22 protein-coding genes are annotated in these 20,467 nt (G+C 73.8%); 11 read left to right on the forward strand and 11 right to left on the reverse strand.

Features of this window, described 5'->3' with window-relative positions; genetic code table 11:
- Positions 1–113 precede the first annotated feature (113 nt).
- From AOM07_RS00200 to AOM07_RS00235, 8 genes are all read right to left on the reverse strand, one after another.
- Complete coding sequence (locus AOM07_RS00200; RefSeq protein ID WP_062309989.1) at positions 114–938, reverse strand: sulfurtransferase; 825 nt, start codon at positions 936–938, stop codon at positions 114–116.
- A 121-nt stretch (positions 939–1,059) separates the two neighbouring features.
- The gene (gene ileS / locus AOM07_RS00205; RefSeq protein ID WP_062309994.1) at positions 1,060–4,296 is read right to left on the reverse strand and encodes an isoleucine--tRNA ligase; all 3,237 of its coding nucleotides are present in this window, start codon (positions 4,294–4,296) and stop codon (positions 1,060–1,062) included.
- Between the two features lie 239 nt (positions 4,297–4,535).
- Positions 4,536–5,303 (reverse strand): hypothetical protein, encoded by a 768-nt coding sequence (locus AOM07_RS00210; protein ID WP_062309999.1) that lies wholly within the window; start codon positions 5,301–5,303, stop codon positions 4,536–4,538.
- Positions 5,300–5,845, reverse strand: coding sequence for a sigma-70 family RNA polymerase sigma factor (locus AOM07_RS00215; RefSeq protein WP_062310002.1), 546 nt, complete (start codon positions 5,843–5,845; stop codon positions 5,300–5,302). The genes AOM07_RS00210 and AOM07_RS00215 overlap by 4 nt, the downstream gene beginning before the upstream one ends.
- Before the next feature lie 61 nt (positions 5,846–5,906).
- Positions 5,907–6,749 carry a hypothetical protein gene (locus AOM07_RS00220; RefSeq protein ID WP_062310005.1) on the reverse strand — a complete coding sequence of 281 codons (843 nt, stop codon included), beginning with the start codon at positions 6,747–6,749 and terminating at the stop codon, positions 5,907–5,909.
- A 113-nt stretch (positions 6,750–6,862) separates the two neighbouring features.
- Complete coding sequence (locus AOM07_RS00225) at positions 6,863–7,711, reverse strand: hypothetical protein (RefSeq protein ID WP_156171719.1); 849 nt, start codon at positions 7,709–7,711, stop codon at positions 6,863–6,865.
- An 88-nt stretch (positions 7,712–7,799) separates the two neighbouring features.
- Positions 7,800–8,063, reverse strand: coding sequence for a hypothetical protein (locus AOM07_RS14570; protein WP_062310012.1), 264 nt, complete (start codon positions 8,061–8,063; stop codon positions 7,800–7,802).
- An 8-nt stretch (positions 8,064–8,071) separates the two neighbouring features.
- Positions 8,072–9,106 (reverse strand): FAD-dependent oxidoreductase, encoded by a 1,035-nt coding sequence (locus AOM07_RS00235; protein ID WP_062310016.1) that lies wholly within the window; start codon positions 9,104–9,106, stop codon positions 8,072–8,074.
- Between the two features lie 58 nt (positions 9,107–9,164).
- Here AOM07_RS00235 and AOM07_RS14575 point away from each other — a divergent pair, with 58 nt between their 5' ends.
- The 3 genes from AOM07_RS14575 to AOM07_RS00250 are packed head-to-tail and all read left to right on the forward strand — an operon-like array spanning position 9,165 to position 11,204.
- Positions 9,165–10,052 (forward strand): class I SAM-dependent methyltransferase, encoded by an 888-nt coding sequence (locus AOM07_RS14575; protein ID WP_062310019.1) that lies wholly within the window; start codon positions 9,165–9,167, stop codon positions 10,050–10,052.
- A gap of 8 nt (positions 10,053–10,060) precedes the next feature.
- A complete protein-coding gene (locus tag AOM07_RS00245) occupies positions 10,061–10,654 on the forward strand; it encodes a hypothetical protein (RefSeq protein WP_156171721.1) in 594 nt (197 codons plus the stop codon).
- Positions 10,655–10,664: 10 nt separating this feature from the next.
- The gene (locus AOM07_RS00250; protein WP_062310027.1) at positions 10,665–11,204 is read left to right on the forward strand and encodes a CDP-alcohol phosphatidyltransferase family protein; all 540 of its coding nucleotides are present in this window, start codon (positions 10,665–10,667) and stop codon (positions 11,202–11,204) included.
- Between the two features lie 31 nt (positions 11,205–11,235).
- On the opposite strand, the gene AOM07_RS00255 is transcribed toward AOM07_RS00250, so the two are convergent.
- Positions 11,236–12,024: a hypothetical protein gene (locus AOM07_RS00255; protein ID WP_062310030.1), complete on the reverse strand. Its 789-nt coding sequence runs from the start codon at positions 12,022–12,024 to the stop codon at positions 11,236–11,238.
- A gap of 129 nt (positions 12,025–12,153) precedes the next feature.
- On the opposite strand from AOM07_RS00255, the gene AOM07_RS14840 reads away from it, so the two are divergent.
- From AOM07_RS14840 to AOM07_RS00295, 8 genes are all read left to right on the forward strand, one after another.
- On the forward strand, positions 12,154–12,519 hold the full coding sequence (locus AOM07_RS14840; protein ID WP_062310035.1) for an ArsR/SmtB family transcription factor: 366 nt from the start codon (positions 12,154–12,156) through the stop codon (positions 12,517–12,519).
- Positions 12,516–12,965, forward strand: coding sequence for an SRPBCC family protein (locus tag AOM07_RS00265; RefSeq protein WP_062310039.1), 450 nt, complete (start codon positions 12,516–12,518; stop codon positions 12,963–12,965). The genes AOM07_RS14840 and AOM07_RS00265 overlap by 4 nt, the downstream gene beginning before the upstream one ends.
- 81 nt (positions 12,966–13,046) lie before the next feature.
- A complete protein-coding gene (locus tag AOM07_RS00270; protein WP_062310043.1) occupies positions 13,047–13,382 on the forward strand; it encodes a YciI family protein in 336 nt (111 codons plus the stop codon).
- 219 nt (positions 13,383–13,601) lie between these two features.
- Positions 13,602–15,167 carry an MFS transporter gene (locus AOM07_RS00275; protein WP_062310047.1) on the forward strand — a complete coding sequence of 522 codons (1,566 nt, stop codon included), beginning with the start codon at positions 13,602–13,604 and terminating at the stop codon, positions 15,165–15,167.
- Positions 15,168–15,270: 103 nt separating this feature from the next.
- Complete coding sequence (locus tag AOM07_RS00280) at positions 15,271–15,645, forward strand: VOC family protein (RefSeq protein WP_062310050.1); 375 nt, start codon at positions 15,271–15,273, stop codon at positions 15,643–15,645.
- Between the two features lie 24 nt (positions 15,646–15,669).
- Positions 15,670–16,065: a VOC family protein gene (locus AOM07_RS00285; RefSeq protein WP_062310053.1), complete on the forward strand. Its 396-nt coding sequence runs from the start codon at positions 15,670–15,672 to the stop codon at positions 16,063–16,065.
- A 40-nt stretch (positions 16,066–16,105) separates the two neighbouring features.
- Positions 16,106–17,743, forward strand: a complete 1,638-nt coding sequence (locus AOM07_RS00290) for a DUF885 domain-containing protein (protein WP_062310056.1) — start codon at positions 16,106–16,108, stop codon at positions 17,741–17,743.
- Positions 17,744–17,950: 207 nt separating this feature from the next.
- Positions 17,951–19,120 (forward strand): PQQ-dependent sugar dehydrogenase, encoded by a 1,170-nt coding sequence (locus AOM07_RS00295; RefSeq protein ID WP_062310060.1) that lies wholly within the window; start codon positions 17,951–17,953, stop codon positions 19,118–19,120.
- 6 nt (positions 19,121–19,126) lie between these two features.
- On the opposite strand, the gene AOM07_RS00300 is transcribed toward AOM07_RS00295, so the two are convergent.
- On the reverse strand, positions 19,127–19,495 hold the full coding sequence (locus AOM07_RS00300) for a DUF952 domain-containing protein (RefSeq protein ID WP_062310063.1): 369 nt from the start codon (positions 19,493–19,495) through the stop codon (positions 19,127–19,129).
- A gap of 357 nt (positions 19,496–19,852) precedes the next feature.
- Positions 19,853–20,467 carry a zinc transporter gene (locus AOM07_RS00305; protein WP_156171722.1) on the reverse strand — a complete coding sequence of 205 codons (615 nt, stop codon included), beginning with the start codon at positions 20,465–20,467 and terminating at the stop codon, positions 19,853–19,855.

Genomic DNA, 20,467 nt, shown 5'->3' on the forward strand with positions numbered 1-20,467 from the left:
TGACCCCTCCACGCGGGTGAGGCACTGCTCCACACGAAGTCCCCGATGTGAACGGGCACACGGTCGGGATCGGGCGCGCGCGGGGCGCCTCGCGTGGAGAGATCCCCGGGTCGCTACTCCCCCGTCGCGACCGGGCGGCCCTGGTGGGCCCAGGCCGACCACGAGCCCGGGTACAGGGTCGCCTGGATGCCGGCGATCTCGAGCGCGGCGATCTGGTGGGCGGCGGTGACGCCGGAGCCGCAGTAGACGGCCACCTCGGCGCCCGGCGAGACGCCGAGCCCCGCGAAGCGCGCCTCGAGCTCCGAGGCGGACAGGAACGTGCCCGAGGCGTGGGCGTTCTCGGTCGTCGGCGCGTTGACGGCGCCCGGGATGTGGCCCGCGACGGGGTCCATCGGCTCGACCTCGCCACGGAACCGCTCGCCCGCCCGGGCGTCCAGCAGGACGCCGTGCGCGGGCCAGGCCGCCGCATCGTCCGCCTCGACGACGGGCATGAGTCCCCAGCCGAGCGTCACGGTGCCGGGCGCGGGCGCGACCGCGCCGGTCTCGACCGGCAGCCCGGCGAGCACCCACGCGGCGTAGCCGCCGTCGAGGATACGCACGTCGACGCCGGCGTGCCGCAGCAACCACCACGCGCGGGCGGCGCCGAAGGACGGTCCGCCGTCGTAGACCACCACGGCGTCGCCGTCGTGCAGGCCCCATCGCCGCGCGGCCGCCTGGAACGCCTCGGGGGTCGGCAGCGGGTGGCGGCCCGCGCGCGGGTCGCCGATGTCCGCCAGCTCCGTGTCGAGGTCGACGTAGACAGCGCCGGGGAGGTGCCCCTCGGCGTGCTCGGCCTCGCCGTTGGGCTGCGCGAGCGCCCAGCGCACGTCGAGCAGGCGCGGCGGGGCGGACGATGCGAGGGCCGAGGCGAGCTCGGCGGGCGAGATGAGCACGGTCATGGGTTCCTCCTCGGCCCCTGACAGTAGCAACGGACCTGGTCCCGGGTCGCCGGCGTGTCGGCCGCGGATGCGGCCGACACGCCGGGAGGTCGGGACCCGATCCGTGCGGAGTGTCGAGCGGTCAGGCCTTGGCGACCTCGACCGCCTGCGCGCCCTCCGCCACCTTGACCTCGACCGCGAGCACCTCGCCCGCGATGAGGTCCTGGTGCGTCGCGACCGCGGCCACGCGCTCGGCGGGCACGGTGAGCGACAGCACGATGCGGTCGGAGACGTTGAGGCCGGCGTTCTTGCGCTCGTCCTGGATCGCGCGGATGAGGTCGCGGGCGAAGCCCTCGGCCTCGAGCTCGGGCGTGATCGCGGTGTGGAGCAGCACGAAGCCGCCTCCGGGCAGCACGGCCGCCACGGAGTCCGAGTCCTCGCCGCCGCCGATGACGGTCGCGAGCTCGTACTCCCCCTCGACCAGCGCGATGCCGCCCGACACGACCTGGCCCGACGCGTCGGACCAGTCGCCGGTCTTCGAGCCCTTGATCGCGGCCTGCACGTCCTTGCCGATGCGCGGGCCGGCCGCGCGGGCGTTGACGGTGAGGCGACGCTCGACCGGGTTGGCCGCCGTGAACTCCTCCACCGTGACCAGCGACACCGCCTTGACGTTGAGCTCGGACGCGATGAGCGCGGCGTACGCGTCCAGCGCGGCCGGGTCCTCGACCGCGACCTCGAGCGAGGTGAGCGGCTGGCGGACGCGGATCTGCTCCTTCTTGCGCAGCGCGTGCGCCGAGGACACGACCTCGCGGACCTGGTCCATGACGGCGCCGAGCGAGTCGTCCGCCCAGGCCGCGGGCGCGACCGGGTAGTCGGTGAGGTGCACCGAGCGCTCGTTGGTGAGGCCGCGGTAGATCTCCTCGGTCGCGAGCGGCAGCAGCGGGGCGGCCAGGCGCGTGAGCGTGACGAGCACCGTGTAGAGCGTGTCGAACGCGTCCTGGTCCTCGTCCCAGAAGCGGTCGCGCTGCGTGCGGACGTACCAGTTGGTCAGCAGGTCCATGAACTGGCGCAGGGACTCGGACGCGCCGGGCACGTCGAAGGCCTCCATCTGCGCCGTGACCTCGGCGACCAGGTCGGCCGTCTTGGCGAGCACGTACCGGTCCATCACCGGCAGCGACGCGACCCGCGCATCGTCCACCTGCGATCCCAGCACCCCGGCACCACCGTTGGCGGCGCCCGCGTAGAGCGTGAAGAAGTAGTACGTCGACCACATCGGCAGCAGCACCTGGCGGACGCCCTCGCGGATGCCCTCCTCGGTGACGATGAGGTTGCCGCCGCGCAGGATGGGCGAGGACATGAGGAACCAGCGCATCGCGTCGGAGCCGTCGCGGTGGAACACCTCGTTGACGTCCGGGTAGTTGCGCAGCGACTTCGACATCTTGCGGCCGTCCGAGCCCAGCACGATGCCGTGGCTCACGCACGTCTTGAACGCCGGGCGGTCGAACAGCGCCGTCGCGAGGACGTGCATGACGTAGAACCAGCCGCGGGTCTGGCCGATGTACTCGACGATGAAGTCCGACGGGTTGTGCGTGTCGAACCACTCGCGGTTGTCGAACGGGTAGTGCACCTGCGCGAACGGCATCGAGCCGGAGTCGAACCACACGTCGAACACGTCGCTGATGCGGCGCATCGTCGCCTTGCCCGACGGGTCGTCCGGGTTCGGGCGGGTGAGGTCGTCGATCCAGGGACGATGCAGGTTGGGCTCGCCCTTGTCGTCCAGCGGGAGGCGGCCGAAGTCGCGCTCGAGCTCCTCGAGCGAGCCGTAGACGTCGGTGCGCGGGAAGGCCGGGTCGTCCGAGACCCACACCGGGATCGGGGTGCCGAAGTAGCGGTTGCGCGAGATCGACCAGTCGCGGGCGCCCTCGAGCCACTTGCCGAACTGGCCGTGCTTGATGTGCTCGGGGACCCAGGTGATGTCCTCGTTGAGCTCGACCATGCGGTCGCGGAACTCGGTCACGCGCACGAACCACGAGCCCACCGCGCGGTAGATCAGGGGGTTCCGGCAGCGCCAGCAGTGCGGGTAGCTGTGGTCGTAGGTCTCGTGACGCAGGACGATGCCCGCCTCCTTGAGGTCCGTGATCACCTGCGGGTTCGCGTCGAAGACCTGCTGGCCCTCGTACTGCGGGTACTCAGCGGTGAAGCGGCCCTTGGAGTCGATGGGCATGACCGGCTCGATGCCGGCCTCCTGGCACACGAGCATGTCGTCCTCACCGAAGGCCGGAGCCAGGTGGACGACGCCGGTGCCGTCCTCGGTCGACACGTAGTCGGCGGGCAGCACCTGGTGGACGTTGTCGCGGTCCGCGTACGTGGCGAAGGGGGCCTGGTAGCGGCGGCCGGCGAGGTCGCGACCCAGCACGGTGCCGACGATCTGCGCGTGCTCGGGCGCGGGCACCTCGCCCTCGGGGGCGAGCGCGCCGAGCTCGCGGGCGTACGCGCCCAGGCGCGCCTTCGCGAGGACGATGCGGCTGCCGGCGAAGGCGCTGCCGGAGCCGGGCTCGACGACCGCATACTCGATGTCCGGGCCGACGGCGGCGGCGAGGTTGCTCGGCAGCGTCCACGGCGTGGTGGTCCACACGATCAGCGACTCGCCGGTGGTGTGGCCCGAGTCGTCGAGCAGCGGGAACAGCACCGTCAGGGCCGGGTCCTGGCGCATCGCGTAGACGTCGTCGTCCATGCGGAGCTCGTGGTTGGACAGCGGGGTCTCGTCGCGCCAGCAGTACGGCAGCACGCGGTAGCCCTCGTAGGCGAGGCCCTTGTCGTAGAGCTCCTTGAACGCCCAGATGACGGACTCCATGAAGGTCACGTCGAGGGTCTTGTAGTCGTTCTCGAAGTCCACCCAGCGGGCCTGGCGGGTGACGTACTGCTCCCACTCCTTGGTGTACTTCAGCACCGACTGCTGGCACGCGTCGTTGAACGCCGCGATGCCCATCTCCTCGATCTGGGACTTGTCGGTGATGCCGAGGATGCGCTCGGCCTCGAGCTCGGCGGGCAGGCCGTGCGTGTCCCAGCCGAAGCGGCGCTCGACGCGCTTGCCGCGCATCGTCTCGAACCGGGGCACCACGTCCTTGGCGTAGCCGGTGAGGAGGTGGCCGTAGTGCGGCAGGCCGTTCGCGAAGGGCGGGCCGTCGTAGAAGACGAACTCGTTGTTGCCGTCCTCCGTGCGCGCGGGGCGGTTGTCGATGGACGCCTGGAAGGTCTTGTCGGCCTCCCAGTACGCGAGCACGTCCGTCTCGATCGACGGGAAGTGCGGCGACGGGGGCACCTCGACATGCGCGTCCTGGTCGGAGCTGCGGTGAAGGGGATAGCGCGCGGCGGTCATGCGGTCCTCTGCGGTGGTGGTCCTGGCGTTCTTCTCGACTGCGAGGACGCCTCGCCCCGAGGGACGATGCGCGGTACCACCCCGCTTGCCTCCCACCGGGGTGGAGGGCCGCTCGTTGTCGCTGTGACGGGCTGCCCGTGCGGTTCTACTGGGGCCGAGGCCCGTTCTTCCGCAAGCTCGCCGGTGATGGCCGGGTCGACGCTGCTGCATAGAAGTGTACCGGGGCGTTCCCCGGACGGTCACCCCGCGGCGGCGGTGAACCAGGCGGCGATGATCGGCGCGGCGAGGTCCTCGGCTCCGGGCTCGGCCACGACGGCGACCGCCTCGTCCCCGTCGAGGTGGACCCAGGCGACCCAGGCGCCGTCGGCCGCTCCTCCGGTGACGTCCACCCGGACGCCGTCGCCGGGCACGGCCCCGATCCCGAGGTCCCTCGCCTCGACCTCGATGCCCGCCTGGGCTCCCTGCTCCCGGCATCCGGCCGCCGCGCGATCGATCGCCTCGAGATAGGCACGCCCGTCCTCCGCCGACGCGAAGCCACGCGCCGTCACGCCGCCGACCGCGGCACCCTCCACGCCCACGGCGCCCACGGCGACCGGCTCGCCACCGAGCCACGGCAGACCCTCGAGGCGGGCGAGCTCGTCGAGCGTCGCGCACGCGGGGGCCACGTCGGGTGCGATCCCCCAGGTCTCGATCAGGCCGGCCGCCGAGCCGTCGGCCTGCAGGTCGGCCGGAGGCTGCCAATCGCGGGCCCTCCGCTCGATCTCCAGGTTCGACGACGGGTTCGAGACGGCATCGTCGCCGTGCGGCAGCACGAACCCGTACGCGCCCAGCGCGACCACGCCCACCGCGGCCACACCGCCCGCGGCCTGCGCGATCCGTCGGTGCCTGCGCCGCGGACCGATCGCACGCTCGTACAGCGAGGTCTCGTCGCCCCGGTGCTGGTCCGCGAAGCGGCGGGACTCCTTGTCGAGCGAGTCGAGGAGCATCCCCGTGAGCTTGTCGGTCATCGCGCACCTCTTCTCGGGATCACGGCGGTCACCCGGTCCTCCTCCGGATCGGCGAAGCCCAGGTCGCCGAGCGTCTCGCGCATGTGCGCGATCGCGTCGTGGAGATAGCGCTTGACCGCGCCCTCCGACACACCCAGCTGTGCCGCGGTCTCGGCCGTGGTGAGCTGCTCGACGTGCCTCAGCACCACGCACGCGCGTTGGCGTGCGGGGAGCTCGCGCAACGCCAGCACCACCGCATCGTGTTCGCCGGCATGCTCGTCGGCGGGCGCCGCGTCCCGTTCGACCAGCAGGTGCTGCTTCGCTCGCGCGGTCGCCTGCGCGCTCTTGCGGTTGAGGAACTGGGTGAGGATGGTGCGCCGCACGTAGGCCTCCGCCCGGTTGACGTCATCGAGGCGACGGGCCCGCGAGAAGGTGCGGATGATCGCGTCGTGGACCAGGTCCTCCGCGGTCGGGCGGTCGCCGGCGAGCAGGTAGGCGTAGCCGACGAGGCGGCTCCGCCGCTCGCGGACGAGCGTGTCGAGCACGCCGTGCCACGTCCTCATCGCGCTCCACCGCCCCGCCGTCGGCTGTGCTGGTCCATGGTCGGTCGCCGCCCCGCGTTCCTCAGCCCGCGTCCATGTGCTCGACGAAGTCGCCGATGATCTGTGCGATCACCGCCTGCTCGTCGTCGAGGCCGACCGAGTCGATCATGATCGCGTAGGGCCCGTCGACATGGACGTAGTGGTTCCAGGGTCCGCGCTCCCCCACCTGGTCGACCTCGCCCGCCGCGTCGTAGAGGGTCGATGTGCCGCCGGCGAAGGTCACCCGCACCGTCGTGCCGTCGACGCCGTCGAGCTGCTCCTCGGCGACCTCCGCCACCTCGTGCTCGGTCGATGTCGATCCGTCCTCCCAGGTGGTCTCCCAGGAGTAAGTGGTGCAGTCGGCGTCGAGCAGCGCCGGGTACAGCGTGGCCGCGAGCTCCTCGTCCGCGAACGCGCGCGTGAGGATCCACACGACGTGCTCCGGCTCGTCCGCCGGCGGCTCGCCGCCGGGGAAGAAGGGTCCCACGGGGTTCACGATGTCGCCGGCGGCGTCGGTCCGATCCCTGTCCGTCGAGAGGGCGGTCGCCTGGTGGAAGGCCGTGCACGCGGCCGGGTCGTACACGTCGGAGCCGGCTCCCGTGAAGTTCTCGATGGAGTCGACCGGCGAGAGCTCGCCCGCGGGCACGGCGTAGCCGTCGATCTCGACCATGCCGTCGAAGGTCGCGAGGTGCCGCTTGAGCTCGGGATCGTCGATCAGCGCAGCCTCGGTCTCCACGCTCGCCGCGGCCTCCGCCGCGGTGGGGGACGCGTCGACGGCGCCCGACGAGTCGCAGCCTGCGAGCACCGGAACAGCGACGGCGCAGGCGCCGACGGTGACGGCGCGGACCATGGTGGCCGCGCGGGCGGTGCGGATGGATCGGTTCATGATGGTGTCTCCCCCGGCGACCCCCCGGCCGCCTCCACTTCCAGAACAGGCGACCGCGCGCCTCGGTTGTGCGGAAGCACGACGATCACGTACGGGGGGCGGGCGCATGGCTGCTACGCGCCGTTCATGTGATCGAGGTAGTCGGCGATGATCTGCGCGACGACGGCCTCCTCGTCGTCGATCGTCGCCGTCTCGACCATGATCACGAAGGGCCCGTCGACGTGGACGTACTCGCTCCACGAATCCCTGAAGTCCCCCTCCTCGATCCTCCCGTCCTCGTCGACGCCGTAGGCCCGCCCGCTCCCGTACACAACCCGGACCGTGGGCTCCTCGAGGCCGTCGAGCTGGGCCACGACGACGTCGTCCACCGTCTGCTCCAGCACCCGGTCGTGGAAGCCCAGGTGCTGGGTCATCGTGTAGGAGGTGCAGTCGGCCTCGAGCAGCGTCGTGTACAGGGACGCCGCGAGCGCCTCGTCCCCGAAGACGCGGGTCACGAGCCCGATGCTCGGGTCGAAGGGCGGTTCGGCGGGCATGACGCCCCCGGGGACGAAGAACCCCGGATAGCGGACCAGGTCGTTCGCCGCGTCGCGAAGGTCCTCGTCCGTGCCGAGCCCGACAGCCTGCTCGAGGGCGTTGCACCTGGCGGGCTCGACCACGGCGATGGCGGAGCCGAAGGCCTCGGACGCCGTCTCCGTGGGTTCGTCGCCGCTGTCGGGGCGCGCGAACCCCTCGATCTCCGGGTCGAAGCCGGCGAGCCGCTGCTGCAGCTCCCGGTCGTCCGCCGGACCCGCCGCGGCCGAGCCCGTCGCGGACACGGGCGACGCGACGGCGGGCGACGATTCCTCGGTCCCGCCCGCCGAGGACGAGTCGCAGGCGGCGAGCAGCGGGACCATGCCCACCACCGCCGCGACGACGAGGCGGGCACCGCCGCCCGCACTCCCTGCTCGAACCGACCGCTTCATGATGGTGTCTCCCCCGGCGGCCCCGCGGCCGCCTCACCACGTCAACAGGACAGCACGCCGCGGGGTTGTGCGCGACCCGGGCGGCCGGTCACCTCGCCCCGAGCGCCCGCCCGACCGCCTCGCGCAGCTCGCCCGCGGACGGCCTCCGCAGCACCGCACCCACGTGGCGGTCGGGCCGCACCACCGCGACGTCGCCCGCGTACAGCCGGGCGCCGAGCGGCAGCGACTCGACCCGCACCACGACCAGGCCCGCCGGCACCTCCGGCGGGTCGCACGCGACCGCGAGCAGCGCGGCGCGTCCCCCCAGCGCCGCGGCCAGCCGGCGCCCGTCCGGCAGCACGACGTCGGGCACACGTCGCCCTACCGGACCCGACCGCTGACCGCCGCCCAGCCGCGCCGCGGAGGACGACCGGTACTCGAGGTCCCGCATCGACAGCCTCCGGGTGAGCCGCCGCCGGAACCATGGCAGCCGCAGGCCGGTGCGCATCGCGAGGAAGCCGGGCCGGCGCAGCCGCGGGGGCGTCCCGAACTCGAGCAGCGAGTTGAGTCGCGCACGCCGCGCGACCACGTCCGCGACCTTCTCGCGCTCACGGGCGTAGCCGTCGAGCATCGCGTCGGCGGCGGCCCGGTCGCCCGCGGCCTCGGCGCGCAGCGCGGCGGCGGCCCGTCGGTCGCGGTGGCCGCCGGGCTGGTGAGCGCCTCGAGCGAGGCGAGCACCCGCCAGCGGCCGGGCGCGAAGCGCAGGCCCGCGAGCAGGCCCGGGCGCTCGGCGACGAGGCGCACGGGCGGCAGGTCGCCGTCGTCCGGGACGTCGACGTCGAACACCAGGAGGTCGGCGTCGAGGATCCGGCCGCGGTGGCGCGCCCCCTGGGACTCGCGCACGATCGAGCGCGACCCGTCCGCGCCGACCGCGTGGGGCGCGCGCAGCGTCGTCCAGTCGCCGTCGGGCGACGCGACCGCGACGGCGACCGCCGCATCGTCCTGCCGCACCTCGGTGACCTCGCCGTGGACCACCCGCACGAGCGGCGACTCCACGACCGCCTCGCGCAGCAGCGCCTCGGTCGCGGACTGCGGGATGACGAGCAGGCCCGGCATCGCGCTCTCGGCCGCGAGCGCCGAGAAGTCGACGGTGAAGATCGGCTCGCCGGTCTCCACCGCGACCGGCGCGACCGCGTCGCGCGGGTCGCCGGCCGCGAGGATGCGCTCCGCGAGACCCCACGCCTCGAGGGTCTCGAGTGTCCTCCCCCACACGCCGAACGCCTTCGAGCCGGCGGTCGGCTCGGCGTGCCGCTCGACGAGCACGCACGGCACGCCATGGTGGGCCAGCCCGAGCGCCGTCGCCATGCCCACCGGCCCGGCTCCGACCACGATCACGTCCGCGTCTGTGCTCGTCACGCGTGGCGCACCTCCCGTCTGCGGCATGAAACACACCCGCCCATGCGTTTATTCAGCCATGCGCACGGCCGCCGCGACGGGACCGCTGGAGGTTCTCGACGTCCTGTGGGACTGCGCGCTGCCCTCAGGGGAGCGGATTCCGGTGCGGAGGGACGATGCGCGGGGCCTGCTCGCGGAACGCGGCCAGCACCGCGGGGCGCGGCTCGTCGACGCGCTCCCCGCACGGGAGGACGGCACGCTCGACCAGGACGCCGTCGACCAGACGCTCCTCGCGGTCCACCTCGAGCTCGCGCGGCTGAGCGAGTTCGTGCACGTGCCGCAGGCGATGGCGCACTCCCTCGCGCCGATCATCGCGCGGCTGCGCGACCGCGCCGGCGGCACCATCCGCGTGGTCGACGTCGGCTGCGGGCTGGGGTTCGACACGCGCGTGGTCGCGGCCAGCGGCGCGCTCGGCGCCGACGTCGAGTTCGTCGGGCTCGACCTCAACGCCCTCCTGGTCGACGCGGCGGACCGGCTCGCGCGGGCGGAGTCGATCGACGTGCGCTTCCTCCACGGCGACGCGCTCGACCCCTGCCTGGCGATCGAGGACCCCGACCGCACGCTGATGATCTCCTCGGGCCTGCTCCACCACCTGGGGCGGGACGCCCTGCCCGCGTTCTTCGCGCGCCACGCGGAGCTGGGCGTCGCGGGCTTCGCGCACTTCGACCCGTCGCCGGGCTTCTGGACGGACGTGGGCGCGTGGACGCTGCACCGCACCCGCATGCGCGAGCCGATCTCGCGTCACGACGGCGCCGTGTCGATGCGCCGCGCGCTGCCCTCGCGCGACCTGCTCGCCGTCGCGCGCGAGGGCGCCGGCGACGCGTTCGACCTCGCGTGCGACGAGGTGCCGCGGCTGTACCCGCAGCCCGACAGGATCGTCCGGCCGGTCGTGGGGCACCCGCGATGAGCGGCCTGGTGGACACAGTGCAGGCGTGGCCGATCTGGGGCATCGGCGGGCCGGCGTGGGCGGCGCTCGCGGCGCTTCTCGTCGTGGTGCTCCAGCACGGCGGCACGGCCGGGATCCACGCCGCGATGGGCCGCGACGGGATGATCGACCACCGCCGGGCGGAGGCCGTCGGGGCACTGCGCGGCACGGTCGCGCTGGCGGCGCTCATGGGACCGGTGTTCGCAGCCTGGACGGTCGACGCGCTGTCCTCACCCGAACGCATGGACGCGTACGTGCGCGCGAACGAGGTCCTCATCGCGATCTACGGCCCGGTGACCGTGGTCGCCCTCCTCAGCTTCGTGCTCGCCCGCACGATGCCGTGGCAGGTGCGCTCGAACCTCAACTCCGCGGTGCTCGGCACGCTCGAGCTGCTGCGCCCGTGGATCGCCGCCGCGGGCGTGGCCGCCGCCGCAGCGGCGACCCGCGACCCGGGTGTCGCGGCGCTGGGCGCGGCCGCGGTGGTCACGGGCCTGCTCGTCGGGCCGCTGACCCGCCGCTGGTGGTACGCGCGTCCCGTGCGCCTCGCGGACCTGGGCGTCGCGCCGGAGGCGGGTCGTCCCTAGGCTCGACCGCATGAGGCTGACGCCGCCCGACGCGCTCACGCTCGCCCGCGTCCCGCTCGGCCTCGCGCTCGCCCTGCTGCCGCCGCGTCGTGCGCGCACGCTCGCCCTCGTGGCCGCGGGCACGCTGTCGGACGCGCTCGACGGGCCGTGGGCGCGGTCCCGGGGCGAGTCCTCGGAGAGGGGCGCGCGGCTCGACTCGGTCGCGGACGGCGTGCTCGTGGCCGGCGCCGCGGTGGCCTTCGCGCGCGGGGTGGCGCTCCCGCGCGCCGGCTGGGCGGTGGTCGCCGGCATCACCGCGGTCCGCGCGGTCACGCTCGGCGTCACGCGTGCGCGCTTCGGGGTGTGGTCGATCGCGCACACCCGGCTCAACAAGGTCTCGGGCGGTGTGCTCGCGGCGGGGGCCGGCGCCGCGCTCGTCCGCGGGCGTGCTCCGCTGCCGCTGGTGCTCGCGGTCGCGGCGCCTGCGGCGGCGGCCGCCGTGGAGGAGCTCGCGCTCGTGCTCACGGCCGACGGCTACGACCGCGACGTTCGGGGGCTGCTCGTCCGGTGACCGGGGCCGGCCCGCGGCCCCCGGCGCCGCCTCACCGCCGGGCGTCGGTCACCCACGCGCGGATGATCGCAGCGCCGAGGTCGGGGGCGGCCGGGTCCGCCACGACCGCGACGGCCTCGGAGCCCCGCACGTGGACCCACAGTCGCCACGTCTCGGAGGTCCCCCGCACGCCGATCGACACGAACACCGCCTCACCCGCGACCGCGTCGAGCGCGAAGCGTGAGACGGTCGCCACCGTGCCCCACTCGGCCAGCGCCTCGTCGCACCGCTCGGCGATGCGCGCGAGCTCGCCCAGGTAGCGCTCGGCGACCTCGACGTTCTCGAAGCCGCGCACATGCACGTCGTTCGCCGCGCCGTCCGGCTGGACGAACGCGCCGACGTGGACGCCGGTCGACCATCCCGAGCCTCCCTCGAGGCGCCCGAACGTCTCGAGCGCCGGGCACGCGCTCGACGCGGTCGCGACGTCGCCGATCGCCGCCGTCAGCGGGGCCGCCGTCGCGCCCGGGTCGATCGCCAGCCCCCGGACGGTCCACCCGCGCTCGCCGGGGCGCGCGCCCGGATCGGGGCTCACCGACGCCGAGGGACCGGCCGAGGCCGCCACCGGCGCCTCGTCCTCGGACGCGCCGGGGGCGAGGAAGCCGATCCCCAGCAGGCCCGCGCCCACCGCGGCGGCGACGGCGGGCAGGAGCAGCCGCGCCCGACGGCGCGGCGCGATCGCCCGGAGGTACAGCCCTACCTCGTCGCCCCGATGCTCGGCCTCGAAGGACCTCCGCTCCTCCTCGGCCGCCTCGTCCAGCGCCGCGTGCAGCTCCTCGCTCATGGCCTCCCACCCCTCCCGCGCGCCGTCCGGCGCCGCGCGTGCTCCCGAAGCCACAACAGGGTGGGATCGCAAGAGGTTGGGGCGCCTCACCCCTTGACACCCGCATCGTCCGCGCAAATACTAAACCGTATGGTTTACCAACTGGCCGAGCGGGCGCCGGAGGACGAGCGCCTCGACCGGGTCTTCGGAGCCCTCGCCCATCCCGCGCGCCGCGCGGTCCTGCGGGTGGCCGCCACGAGCCCGGCGCCGATCACGATGTCGGAGCTCGCCGACCGCACCCGGATGTCGCCGCAGCTGCTCAACAAGCACGCCGCGGCGCTCGAGCAGGCGGGCCTCATGACCCGCGTGGCACGCGGCCGCGAGCGCCGCGTCACCGTCGACGCCGCCGCCTTGGACGAGGCCCTCGACTGGATGAACCGCGCGCGAGCCTTCTGGGGCGGCGCGCTCGACAGCCTCGACGCGTACGTCGAGGAGCTGGACAGGGAGCAGACATGACCATCGCCGACACCGGCCTCGCCCTCACGCTCGAGCGCGACTACCGCATCGCGCCCGAGCGCATGTGGGAGCTGTGGACCACCGCGGAGCACCTCGCCGCCTGGCTCAAGCCGTCCCTCGACCGGTACAAGCCGTCGACCTGCGAGGCGGACGCGCGGGTGGGCGGGACGTACCGCCTCACCATCCCGGGCGTCACCGCCGACGAGCCCGACATGACCGCGTACGGCACCTACCTCGAGCTCGACCCGCCGCGCACGCTGCGGTTCACGTGGGGCTGGGAGGACATGGCGCCGGACACGACCGAGGTGATCATCGAGATCGCCCCGACCGACGAGGGCTGCCACCTCACCCTCACCCACGTGCGCCTGTGGGACGAGGACCAGCGCGCTCGCCACGCCGAGGGCTGGACGGGGACGCTCGAGAGCCTCGCGGCGCTGTACGGGTAGGCCCGCTCCGCGCGCGCGGCGCATCGTCCCGGCGCACACTGGTGGGACACCCGGCGATGCCGCCGGGACGAGGGAGGGGACATGCCCAAGTACGTCTTCATCTACCACGCACCCCCGATGCCGGCCGATGCGTCTCCGCCCGAGCCCGAGGAGGTCCAGCAGATGATGGACGCCTGGTACGGCTGGGCGACCAGCGTCGGCGAGAACCTCATCGACCTCGGCACGCCGCTGTCAGGCGGCATCCGCGTCGACCCCGACGGCGTCTCCGCGTCGACCAAGGAGGTCGCGGGCTACTCGATCGTCCAGGCGGACAGCATGGACACCGCCGTCGAGCTCGCGCAGTCCCACCCGCACCTCAACATGCCGGGCGGGTGCTCCATCGAGGTCCACGAGGCGGAGCCGCTGCCGGGCAGCTGAACCTCAGAGCTCGCGCACAGATCCTGCAGAGGCGGGCCCGGGTGCTTCCACCCGGGCCCGCCGCGTGCTGTCATGAAGGTCGGGAAGGATCCCGCCCGTCGTGCCGTTGCACGATGCGGCGGGACCGAGATCCCGCCGGGCGGCGTCGCCCTCGCACGCCGCCCCTCCCTCACGGACGCGGCGTCTGACCCTGCACGCGACCGACACGGGAGCCCCACCGTGACCGACCCCCTCACCCGTACCCTCGAGCTGGACCCGCTCGGGCCGCTCCTCGACCGCGAGGAGCCGCCCGCCCCGGTCCGCGACCATCACCACGAGCCCGAGCCGACCACCCTCACCATCCCGGTGGTGGGCGGCGGCGAGGCCGTGGTCGTCGACGAGCCCGAGCCCGGCTACCGCAGCACCGCGGCGCTCACCCTGTCGCCGCGTCGCGCGGGCCTCGCGCTCAGCGCGCTCGCACTCGGCGCGTTCGCGACCGGCGCCAACGAGGCGTCGATCGTCGCGCTGAGCGCCGACATCGCGCGCGGCCTCGGCGTGCCCGTCTCCCAGGTGGGCCTGCTCGCGACCGCGTTCGCCCTCACCGTCGTGATCGCGGCGATCCCCCTCACCGTGGTGACGCAGCGCCTGAGCAAGCGGGTCGCGCTGTCCGGCACGTTCGCCGTGTGGACCGCCGGCGTGGTGCTCGCCGCGAGCGCTGCCGCGCTCCCCCAGCTCGCCGCGGGCCGCATCGTCTCCGCGGCGGCGCACGCGCTGTTCTGGGCGATCGTCGCCCCCACCGCCGCGAGCCTGTTCGCGCCGCACCTGAGAGCCCGGTCCGTCACGCGGATCATGGTGGGCGCCGCGGCCGCGGGCGTGGTCGGCACGCCGCTCATCACCGTCGCGGGCGGCTCGCTCGGGTGGCAGGCGCCGTACTGGGGCTTCGCCGCGCTCGGCGTCCTCCTCGCGGTCGCGCTCGCGCTGCTGCTGCCCGGCGCCGCCCCGCCGCGTCCCGAGCACCAGGCCGAGCCGCACGCACGCGGCGACCTCCCCTCGCTGAAGGCGTTCGTCCGGGTGCTTGCCGTGACGTTCATCGCGAGCGTCGCGATGACGACCACCTGGACGTACATCGTGCCGTTCTACACGGACGTCGCCGACGTCGGGTCGCGGACCGTGCCCATCCTCTTCGCGCTCGGCGGGACGGTCGCGGTGGGCACCACCCTCGCCGTCACGCCGTACCTCGCGACGCACGCCGTGCCGACCGTCGCCTTCGGGCTGGCGGTGCTCTCCGGGGCCTGGACGCTGCTCGGGACCGGCATCGGCTGGGCCGCGGTGGTGGGCCAGGTCGCGCAGGCCGCCGGCTGGGCGGTGCTGCTCGCCGCCCTGCTCAACTGGGCGATGCGCCACACGCCGTGGCGCACGGAGGTGGGCGCGTCGACCTACACGGTCGCGATGAACTCGGGCGCGGCCGTGGGCCCGCTCGTCGGCGCCGTGCTGGTCGAGCAGTACGGCCTGCGCGCACTGCCGGTGGTCTCGCTCGGGCTGACGCTGCTCGCGGCGGGCGTGACCGCCGGCGTCGATCGGACGATGCTGCGGCGCCTGAGCGTGCCCCGCCGGGTGCGCCTCGCGCTCGAGGCGCGCGACGCCATGCGGGCGCGCCGCCGGGAGTGGCAGCGGCGCACCGGGGCGGCCGTGGGCGAGGCGCTCGGCTCCGCGGGCCAGGGCGCCGCGCGGGCCGCGGACCAGGGTGCGCGCCGCGCGGGCTCGGCCCTCCGCTCCCACGTGCGGGACTGGGCCGAGATCAGCTGAGCCCCGACCTGCGGGCGCGCGCGACCGGGCGCACACTGGAGGCGAGCGGCGCCGCTCCGCGCGCCCGACGCCGCGCGTCCCCGGAAGGCGCGCAGGAGTGATCATGCTCAAGGACAGCGTTGCGACCGCGTGCTTCTCGACGGACGACATCGCGAAGACCAAGGAGTTCTACAACGGGACGCTGGGCGTCCCGATCCTCATGGACCAGGACGATGCGGTGGCGTTCCAGTTCGCGAACGGCACCGCCGCCTTCATCTACCTCAAGGAGGACCACGTCCCGGCGGCCCACACGGTGCTCATCCTCACGGGCGCCGACGTGGAGGCCGAGGTCGCGGACCTCAAGTCCCGCGGCGTCGTGTTCGCTGACCTGCCGTACACGGACGACGACGGCATCACCCGCGAGGAGGGCATGCCCAAGACCGCATGGTTCCAGGACCCGTCCGGCAACTGGGTCGCCGTCGGCGAGAACTTCGCCTGAGCGGCGCGGCGACGGGAGACCACCGTGATCAGCGACAGCAAGGCGTTCTCGAGCTTCTCGACGGACGACATCGACGCCGCGGAGAAGTTCTACGCCGGCACGCTCGGGATCGACGTCCAGCGTCAGGGCGACGAGGGCATGGGCGAGATGCTGTGGGCCACGCTGCCCGGCGGGCGCCTGCTCATCTACTGGAAGGCGGACCACGAGCCGGCCTCGCACACCGTCCTCAACTTCGCGGTCGACGACTTCGAGTCGACGGTCGAGGAGCTCAAGGGCAAGGGCATCGCGTTCGAGAGGCTCGAGTGGACCGACGACGACGGCATCGCCCGCGACCCCGAGGGCCGCATGCCGGCCACCGCCTGGTTCAAGGACCCGACCGGCAACTGGATCTGCCTGCTGGAGGCCGATGGGCTCGAATGAGCATGCCTCGCACGCCCCGGTCCGCCGGTAGCGTGGAGGCATGTCCGACCTGACGGCGCTCGCCGACGAGTACTACACCTACGCGCACGGGCTCAGCCCGCTCGACCTCATGTGGGAGGGGCGGCTCGAGCACCTCGCGGAGTGGAACGACGTGTCCGTCGAGGGCCGCGCCGCCGCGCACGAGCGGCTCATGGAGTTCGCCCGGGACGCCGCCGCGATCGACGTGGGCGACGACCTCCAGGCGCTCGCGCTGCGCGACACGATCGCCACGCACGCACGGTCGGCCGCGCTCCACCTCGCGTGGGAGCCCGAGCTGCTCCACCTCAACCCGACGATGGGCGCGTGGGAGACGATCCTGTCGTTCGTCGACGCGTTCCCGCTCGCCACGGCCGCGCACGGCGAGGACTACCTCACCAAGCTGCGCCGCCTCCCCCGTTTCCTCGACGACCTGCTCGACGTCGCCGAGGACGCCGCCGCGGAGGGCCGCGTCGCGCTCGAGCGCCACCTGCTCGACACGGCGCGCTCCGCGGAGTCGTACCTGCGGTCCGCGCACGCCGGCGACGACCGCATGCTCGCCCAGGCCCCGCCGACCGCGATGGACGATGCGGCGCAGGCCGAGTGGGTCCGCGAGCGCGACCGCGTGGTCGAGGCGGTCGTGCACGAGGGCGTCGCGCGCTTCGCCGACCGGCTGCGCAGGCTCGCGGACGGCGGCGCGCCCGACGAGCGGCCCGGCCTCGTCCACCTCCCCGGCGGCGCGGCCGTGTACCGCGACCGCATGTGGTCGCACCTCCAGCTCGACCTCACCCCGGAGCAGGTCCACGAGCTGGGCCTCGCCCGGGTCGCGCGGCTCGAGGACGAGTACCGCGAGATGGCCGGTCCGCTGCTGGGGACCGACGACATCACCGAGATCTACGCGCGCCTGCGCGACGACGACGCGCTGCGGTACACGACCGCCGAGGACATCGTCCGCGACGCCGAGGCCGCGCTCGCCCGTGCCGAGGAGGCCGCGCCCGCATGGTTCGCGGTCATGCCCCGCGCGCGCTGCACCGGCCACGCGACGGACTTCGGCGCAATGGCCTACTACTCGGCGCCCGTGCCGTCGAGCGGCAAGGAGGGCGCCTTCTACTTCAAGACCTCCGACCCGCACGCGTGGGCCACCTACGAGTTCGAGGCGATCGCGTACCACGAGGCGATCCCGGGCCACCACCTCCAGCTCGCGCTCCATGCCGAGAACGAGGACCTCCATGTCGTCCAGCGCGAGATGTTCAGCACCGCGTACGCCGAGGGCTGGGGCCTGTACACCGAGCGGCTCGCCGACGAGATGGGCCTCTACACGTCCGACCTGTCGCGCGTGGGCATGCTCAGCGCGGACTCGCTGCGCGCGTGCCGGCTCGTGGTCGACACCGGCATCCACGCGCTGGGCTGGAGCCGCGAGCAGGCGATCGAGTACTGCCTCGCCCACTCCCCGCTCGACCGCCACCACATCGAGCAGGAGGTCGACCGGTACATCGGCCTGCCGGGCCAGGCGCTCGCGTACATGATCGGCCGGCTCGAGATCCTCGCGATCCGCGAGGAGGCACAGCGTCGCCCGGGCTTCGACATCCGGGAGTTCCACTCGGCGGTGCTCGGCTACGGCGGGGTGCCGCTCACCACGCTGCGGCGCATCGTCCTCGGCTGAGACGGGACGGCCCCCGCCCTCAGCCCCGAACGCGCGCCGCCTCGGACCTCCGCGGCCCACCCGTCGCGCCGCGTCCTCGCGCCCCTCCCCCGTGCGCGCTCCCAGGCGGGCGCGCAGTGCCGTATCGACTACCCCCCGGGGTAGGCATATGGTTTGCGACCTGTCAACTTTTACAACGTTACGAGGCATGCCTAACCTGGAGCAGTCATGTCGTTCCGCCCTCGCATCATCGCGCTCGCCTGCGCGCTTCCGCTGACCCTCGCCGCGTGCTCGTCGGCGTCCGACAGCGCACCCACCCAGAGCGCCGAGCGCATCGTCTCCGGCACCACCCCCACCACCGAGATCGCGCCCACCGCGCCCACCGAGATCGGCGGCGCCGCGACCGCGTCCGTGACCTCGCAGGAGGTCGTGGCGACAGGGCTGGACTCGCCGTGGTCGATCGCGCCGATGGCCGACGGCTCGCTGCTCGTGTCCGAGCGCGACAGCGCCCTCATCAAGCGGGTCCGCGCCGGCATCGCGACGAGCCTCAACGGCCCCGGCGCGGAGGCGCTGCGCCGCGTCGTGGACAACACCGGTGAGGGCGGCCTGCTCGGCATCGCCGTGCTGCCCGGCGACACCACCTACCTGTACGCGTACATCACGCGCGCCGACGACAACGCGGTCCTCCGCATGGAGCTCAACGGCGACCTGCTGAGCCAGCCCACCGCGATCGTCGAGGGCATCCCGTCGGCGAAGAACCACGACGGCGGCCGCATCGCCTTCGGCCCCGACGGATTCCTCTACATCGCGACCGGCGACGCCGGCCAGGCGAACAAGGCGGCCGACACCGGATCGACCGCCGGCAAGATCCTCCGCGTCGTCGCCAAGGGCGGCAAGAAGGACGGCAGGGCCGCGCCCGGCAACCCGTGGGGCAACCGCGTGTGGTCGACGGGCCACCGCAACGTCGAGGGCCTCGCCTTCGTCGCCGACGGCCGCCTCTACGCGAGCGAGCTCGGCCAGGACGCGTGGGACGAGCTCAACCTCATCACCGCGGGAAGCGACTACGGCTGGCCGTCGACCGAGGGCACCGACGGGCTTCCCGCCGACGGCATCACCGCGCCCATCGAGACCTGGGCGCCGGACGATGCGTCGCCGTCGGGCCTCGCGGCGACCCACGAGGCGCTCTACATGGCCTCGCTCAAGGGCGAGCGCCTGTGGCGCATCCCGCTCACCGCGGACGGCACGGGCGAGCCCGAGGTGATCCTCGACGGCGTCGGCCGCATCCGCGACGTGGCGGTCGCGCTCGACGGCAGCCTCTACGTGGCGACGTCGAACACCGACGGCCGCGGCAGCGCGCGCCAGGGCGACGACCGCATCCTGCGCCTCACCGTCGGCTGAGCCTGCTCAGATGGGCTCCGGCAGGAGCCCGGTGAAGTCGAGCGTGCCGTCCGCCGCGCGCGGGACCGGCGTCGCGGAGACGATGGCCTCGCGCGGGATCGGGCCGTACAGGTGCGGGAACGCGTCGCCGGCCTCCGGCACGTCCTCGAACTGGACGCGCGCGGTCACCTTCGCGGGGTCGATGCGCAGCAGCACCACGTCCTGGTCGCGGTAGAAGGCCTCGGCGACTCCCGCGACCTGCCGCGCGAGGCTGAGGTGGATGAAGCCCTCCTCCTCGAGCGTGCGACCGAGCGTCGAGACCGTGTAGGGCTCGGTCGCGTCCGCGTCCCACTCCGAGGCGGTCGCGAGGTGGTAGAGGTGCGGGATCTCGAGCATGCTCCCAGCGTGGCACGGGCGCGGCTGTGGTGCCGGGTGGCGCGCGGCTCGGGCTCCCGCGTCGGCCGCCCTCCCCGCCCCGTGTCGCCGCGCCGCACCGTCCCCTCCACCCGCCTGTCCGACCCCCGGCCGGCGTGTCGGCCGCCGCCGTCGTCACCCGCCGGGCCATCCCCCGCTGGCGGGCCGGCCGCCGACCTCGTTACCCGCCCACGCGATCGCCGGCCGGCGTGTCGGCCGCCGTCCACTTCACCCGCCCGGCGTGTCCGCAAGCGCGACGTGTTCCCGTACGGCTGTTTTAGGAATTCCTAAAACAACCCGCCGCAGCGCCGATCCACCCCGCGATCGGGGGTCGGCGACCTATCCGAGCGGGCCTTCGACCAGCACAGCGCGCGGGTGCAGCACGGCGAGCGTGATGCCGGGCGAGGTCGTCGCGATGGTGGTGTCGAAGGCGCTCCAGGTGCCGTCCGCGACGCGATACTCCCCCGCCCAGGTGGTCGTGAGCGTGACGGTCGCGGAGTCGAGGGCGCGGCCGTAGGCGTGCGTGACGGTCGCATCGGGGTAGGGAGCGCCGGGGTCGGAGGTGGTGGTCTGCTCGCCGTCGCCCCACGCCCAGGTGAAGGTGGAGGGAGTGGCGCGGATGTCGACGTCGGCGCCGAGCAGGACAGCCGAGTGGTGGCGGAGGCCGTCGTCGGCCATGGCGATGGTCGGCACGGTCGCGTAGACGACGCCGGTCGCGGGCTGCAGGGAGGCCTCGGAGGGGTCGGGGCGGAGCTCGGTCCACTCGCGCTCGATGAGGGCGAAGAGGTCGGCCTCGGACGGGCACGAGTACCAGGCGACGACGGCCCAAGAGGTCCACGTGCCGTCGGCAAGCTGCTCGCGCATCCACAGCGGCGCGATCGGATTCATGCCGCCGGGGCAGGCGGGGATCATGCCGGCGGCGAGGGGCGAGCAGGTCTCAGTCTCGGCAGTCAT

The organism is Demequina rhizosphaerae, from assembly GCF_000971255.1.
Taxonomy (GTDB): domain Bacteria; phylum Actinomycetota; class Actinomycetes; order Actinomycetales; family Demequinaceae; genus Demequina; species Demequina rhizosphaerae.

Excerpts from the sequence above, each read along its gene's own strand:
- AOM07_RS00200 (WP_062309989.1), bottom strand. The coding sequence starts at position 938 with ATGACCGTGCTCATCTCGCCCGCCGAGCTCGCCTCGGCCCTCGCATCG.
- ileS (WP_062309994.1), bottom strand. The coding sequence starts at position 4,296 with ATGACCGCCGCGCGCTATCCCCTTCACCGCAGCTCCGACCAGGACGCG.
- AOM07_RS00210 (WP_062309999.1), bottom strand. The coding sequence starts at position 5,303 with ATGACCGACAAGCTCACGGGGATGCTCCTCGACTCGCTCGACAAGGAG.
- AOM07_RS00215 (WP_062310002.1), bottom strand. The coding sequence starts at position 5,845 with ATGAGGACGTGGCACGGCGTGCTCGACACGCTCGTCCGCGAGCGGCGG.
- AOM07_RS00220 (WP_062310005.1), bottom strand. The coding sequence starts at position 6,749 with ATGAACCGATCCATCCGCACCGCCCGCGCGGCCACCATGGTCCGCGCC.
- AOM07_RS00225 (WP_156171719.1), bottom strand. The coding sequence starts at position 7,711 with ATGAAGCGGTCGGTTCGAGCAGGGAGTGCGGGCGGCGGTGCCCGCCTC.
- AOM07_RS14575 (WP_062310019.1), top strand. The coding sequence starts at position 9,165 with ATGCGCACGGCCGCCGCGACGGGACCGCTGGAGGTTCTCGACGTCCTG.
- AOM07_RS00250 (WP_062310027.1), top strand. The coding sequence starts at position 10,665 with ATGAGGCTGACGCCGCCCGACGCGCTCACGCTCGCCCGCGTCCCGCTC.
- AOM07_RS00255 (WP_062310030.1), bottom strand. The coding sequence starts at position 12,024 with ATGAGCGAGGAGCTGCACGCGGCGCTGGACGAGGCGGCCGAGGAGGAG.
- AOM07_RS14840 (WP_062310035.1), top strand. The coding sequence starts at position 12,154 with ATGGTTTACCAACTGGCCGAGCGGGCGCCGGAGGACGAGCGCCTCGAC.
- AOM07_RS00265 (WP_062310039.1), top strand. The coding sequence starts at position 12,516 with ATGACCATCGCCGACACCGGCCTCGCCCTCACGCTCGAGCGCGACTAC.
- AOM07_RS00270 (WP_062310043.1), top strand. The coding sequence starts at position 13,047 with ATGCCCAAGTACGTCTTCATCTACCACGCACCCCCGATGCCGGCCGAT.
- AOM07_RS00280 (WP_062310050.1), top strand. The coding sequence starts at position 15,271 with ATGCTCAAGGACAGCGTTGCGACCGCGTGCTTCTCGACGGACGACATC.
- AOM07_RS00290 (WP_062310056.1), top strand. The coding sequence starts at position 16,106 with ATGTCCGACCTGACGGCGCTCGCCGACGAGTACTACACCTACGCGCAC.
- AOM07_RS00295 (WP_062310060.1), top strand. The coding sequence starts at position 17,951 with ATGTCGTTCCGCCCTCGCATCATCGCGCTCGCCTGCGCGCTTCCGCTG.
- AOM07_RS00300 (WP_062310063.1), bottom strand. The coding sequence starts at position 19,495 with ATGCTCGAGATCCCGCACCTCTACCACCTCGCGACCGCCTCGGAGTGG.
- AOM07_RS00305 (WP_156171722.1), bottom strand. The coding sequence starts at position 20,467 with ATGACTGCCGAGACTGAGACCTGCTCGCCCCTCGCCGCCGGCATGATC.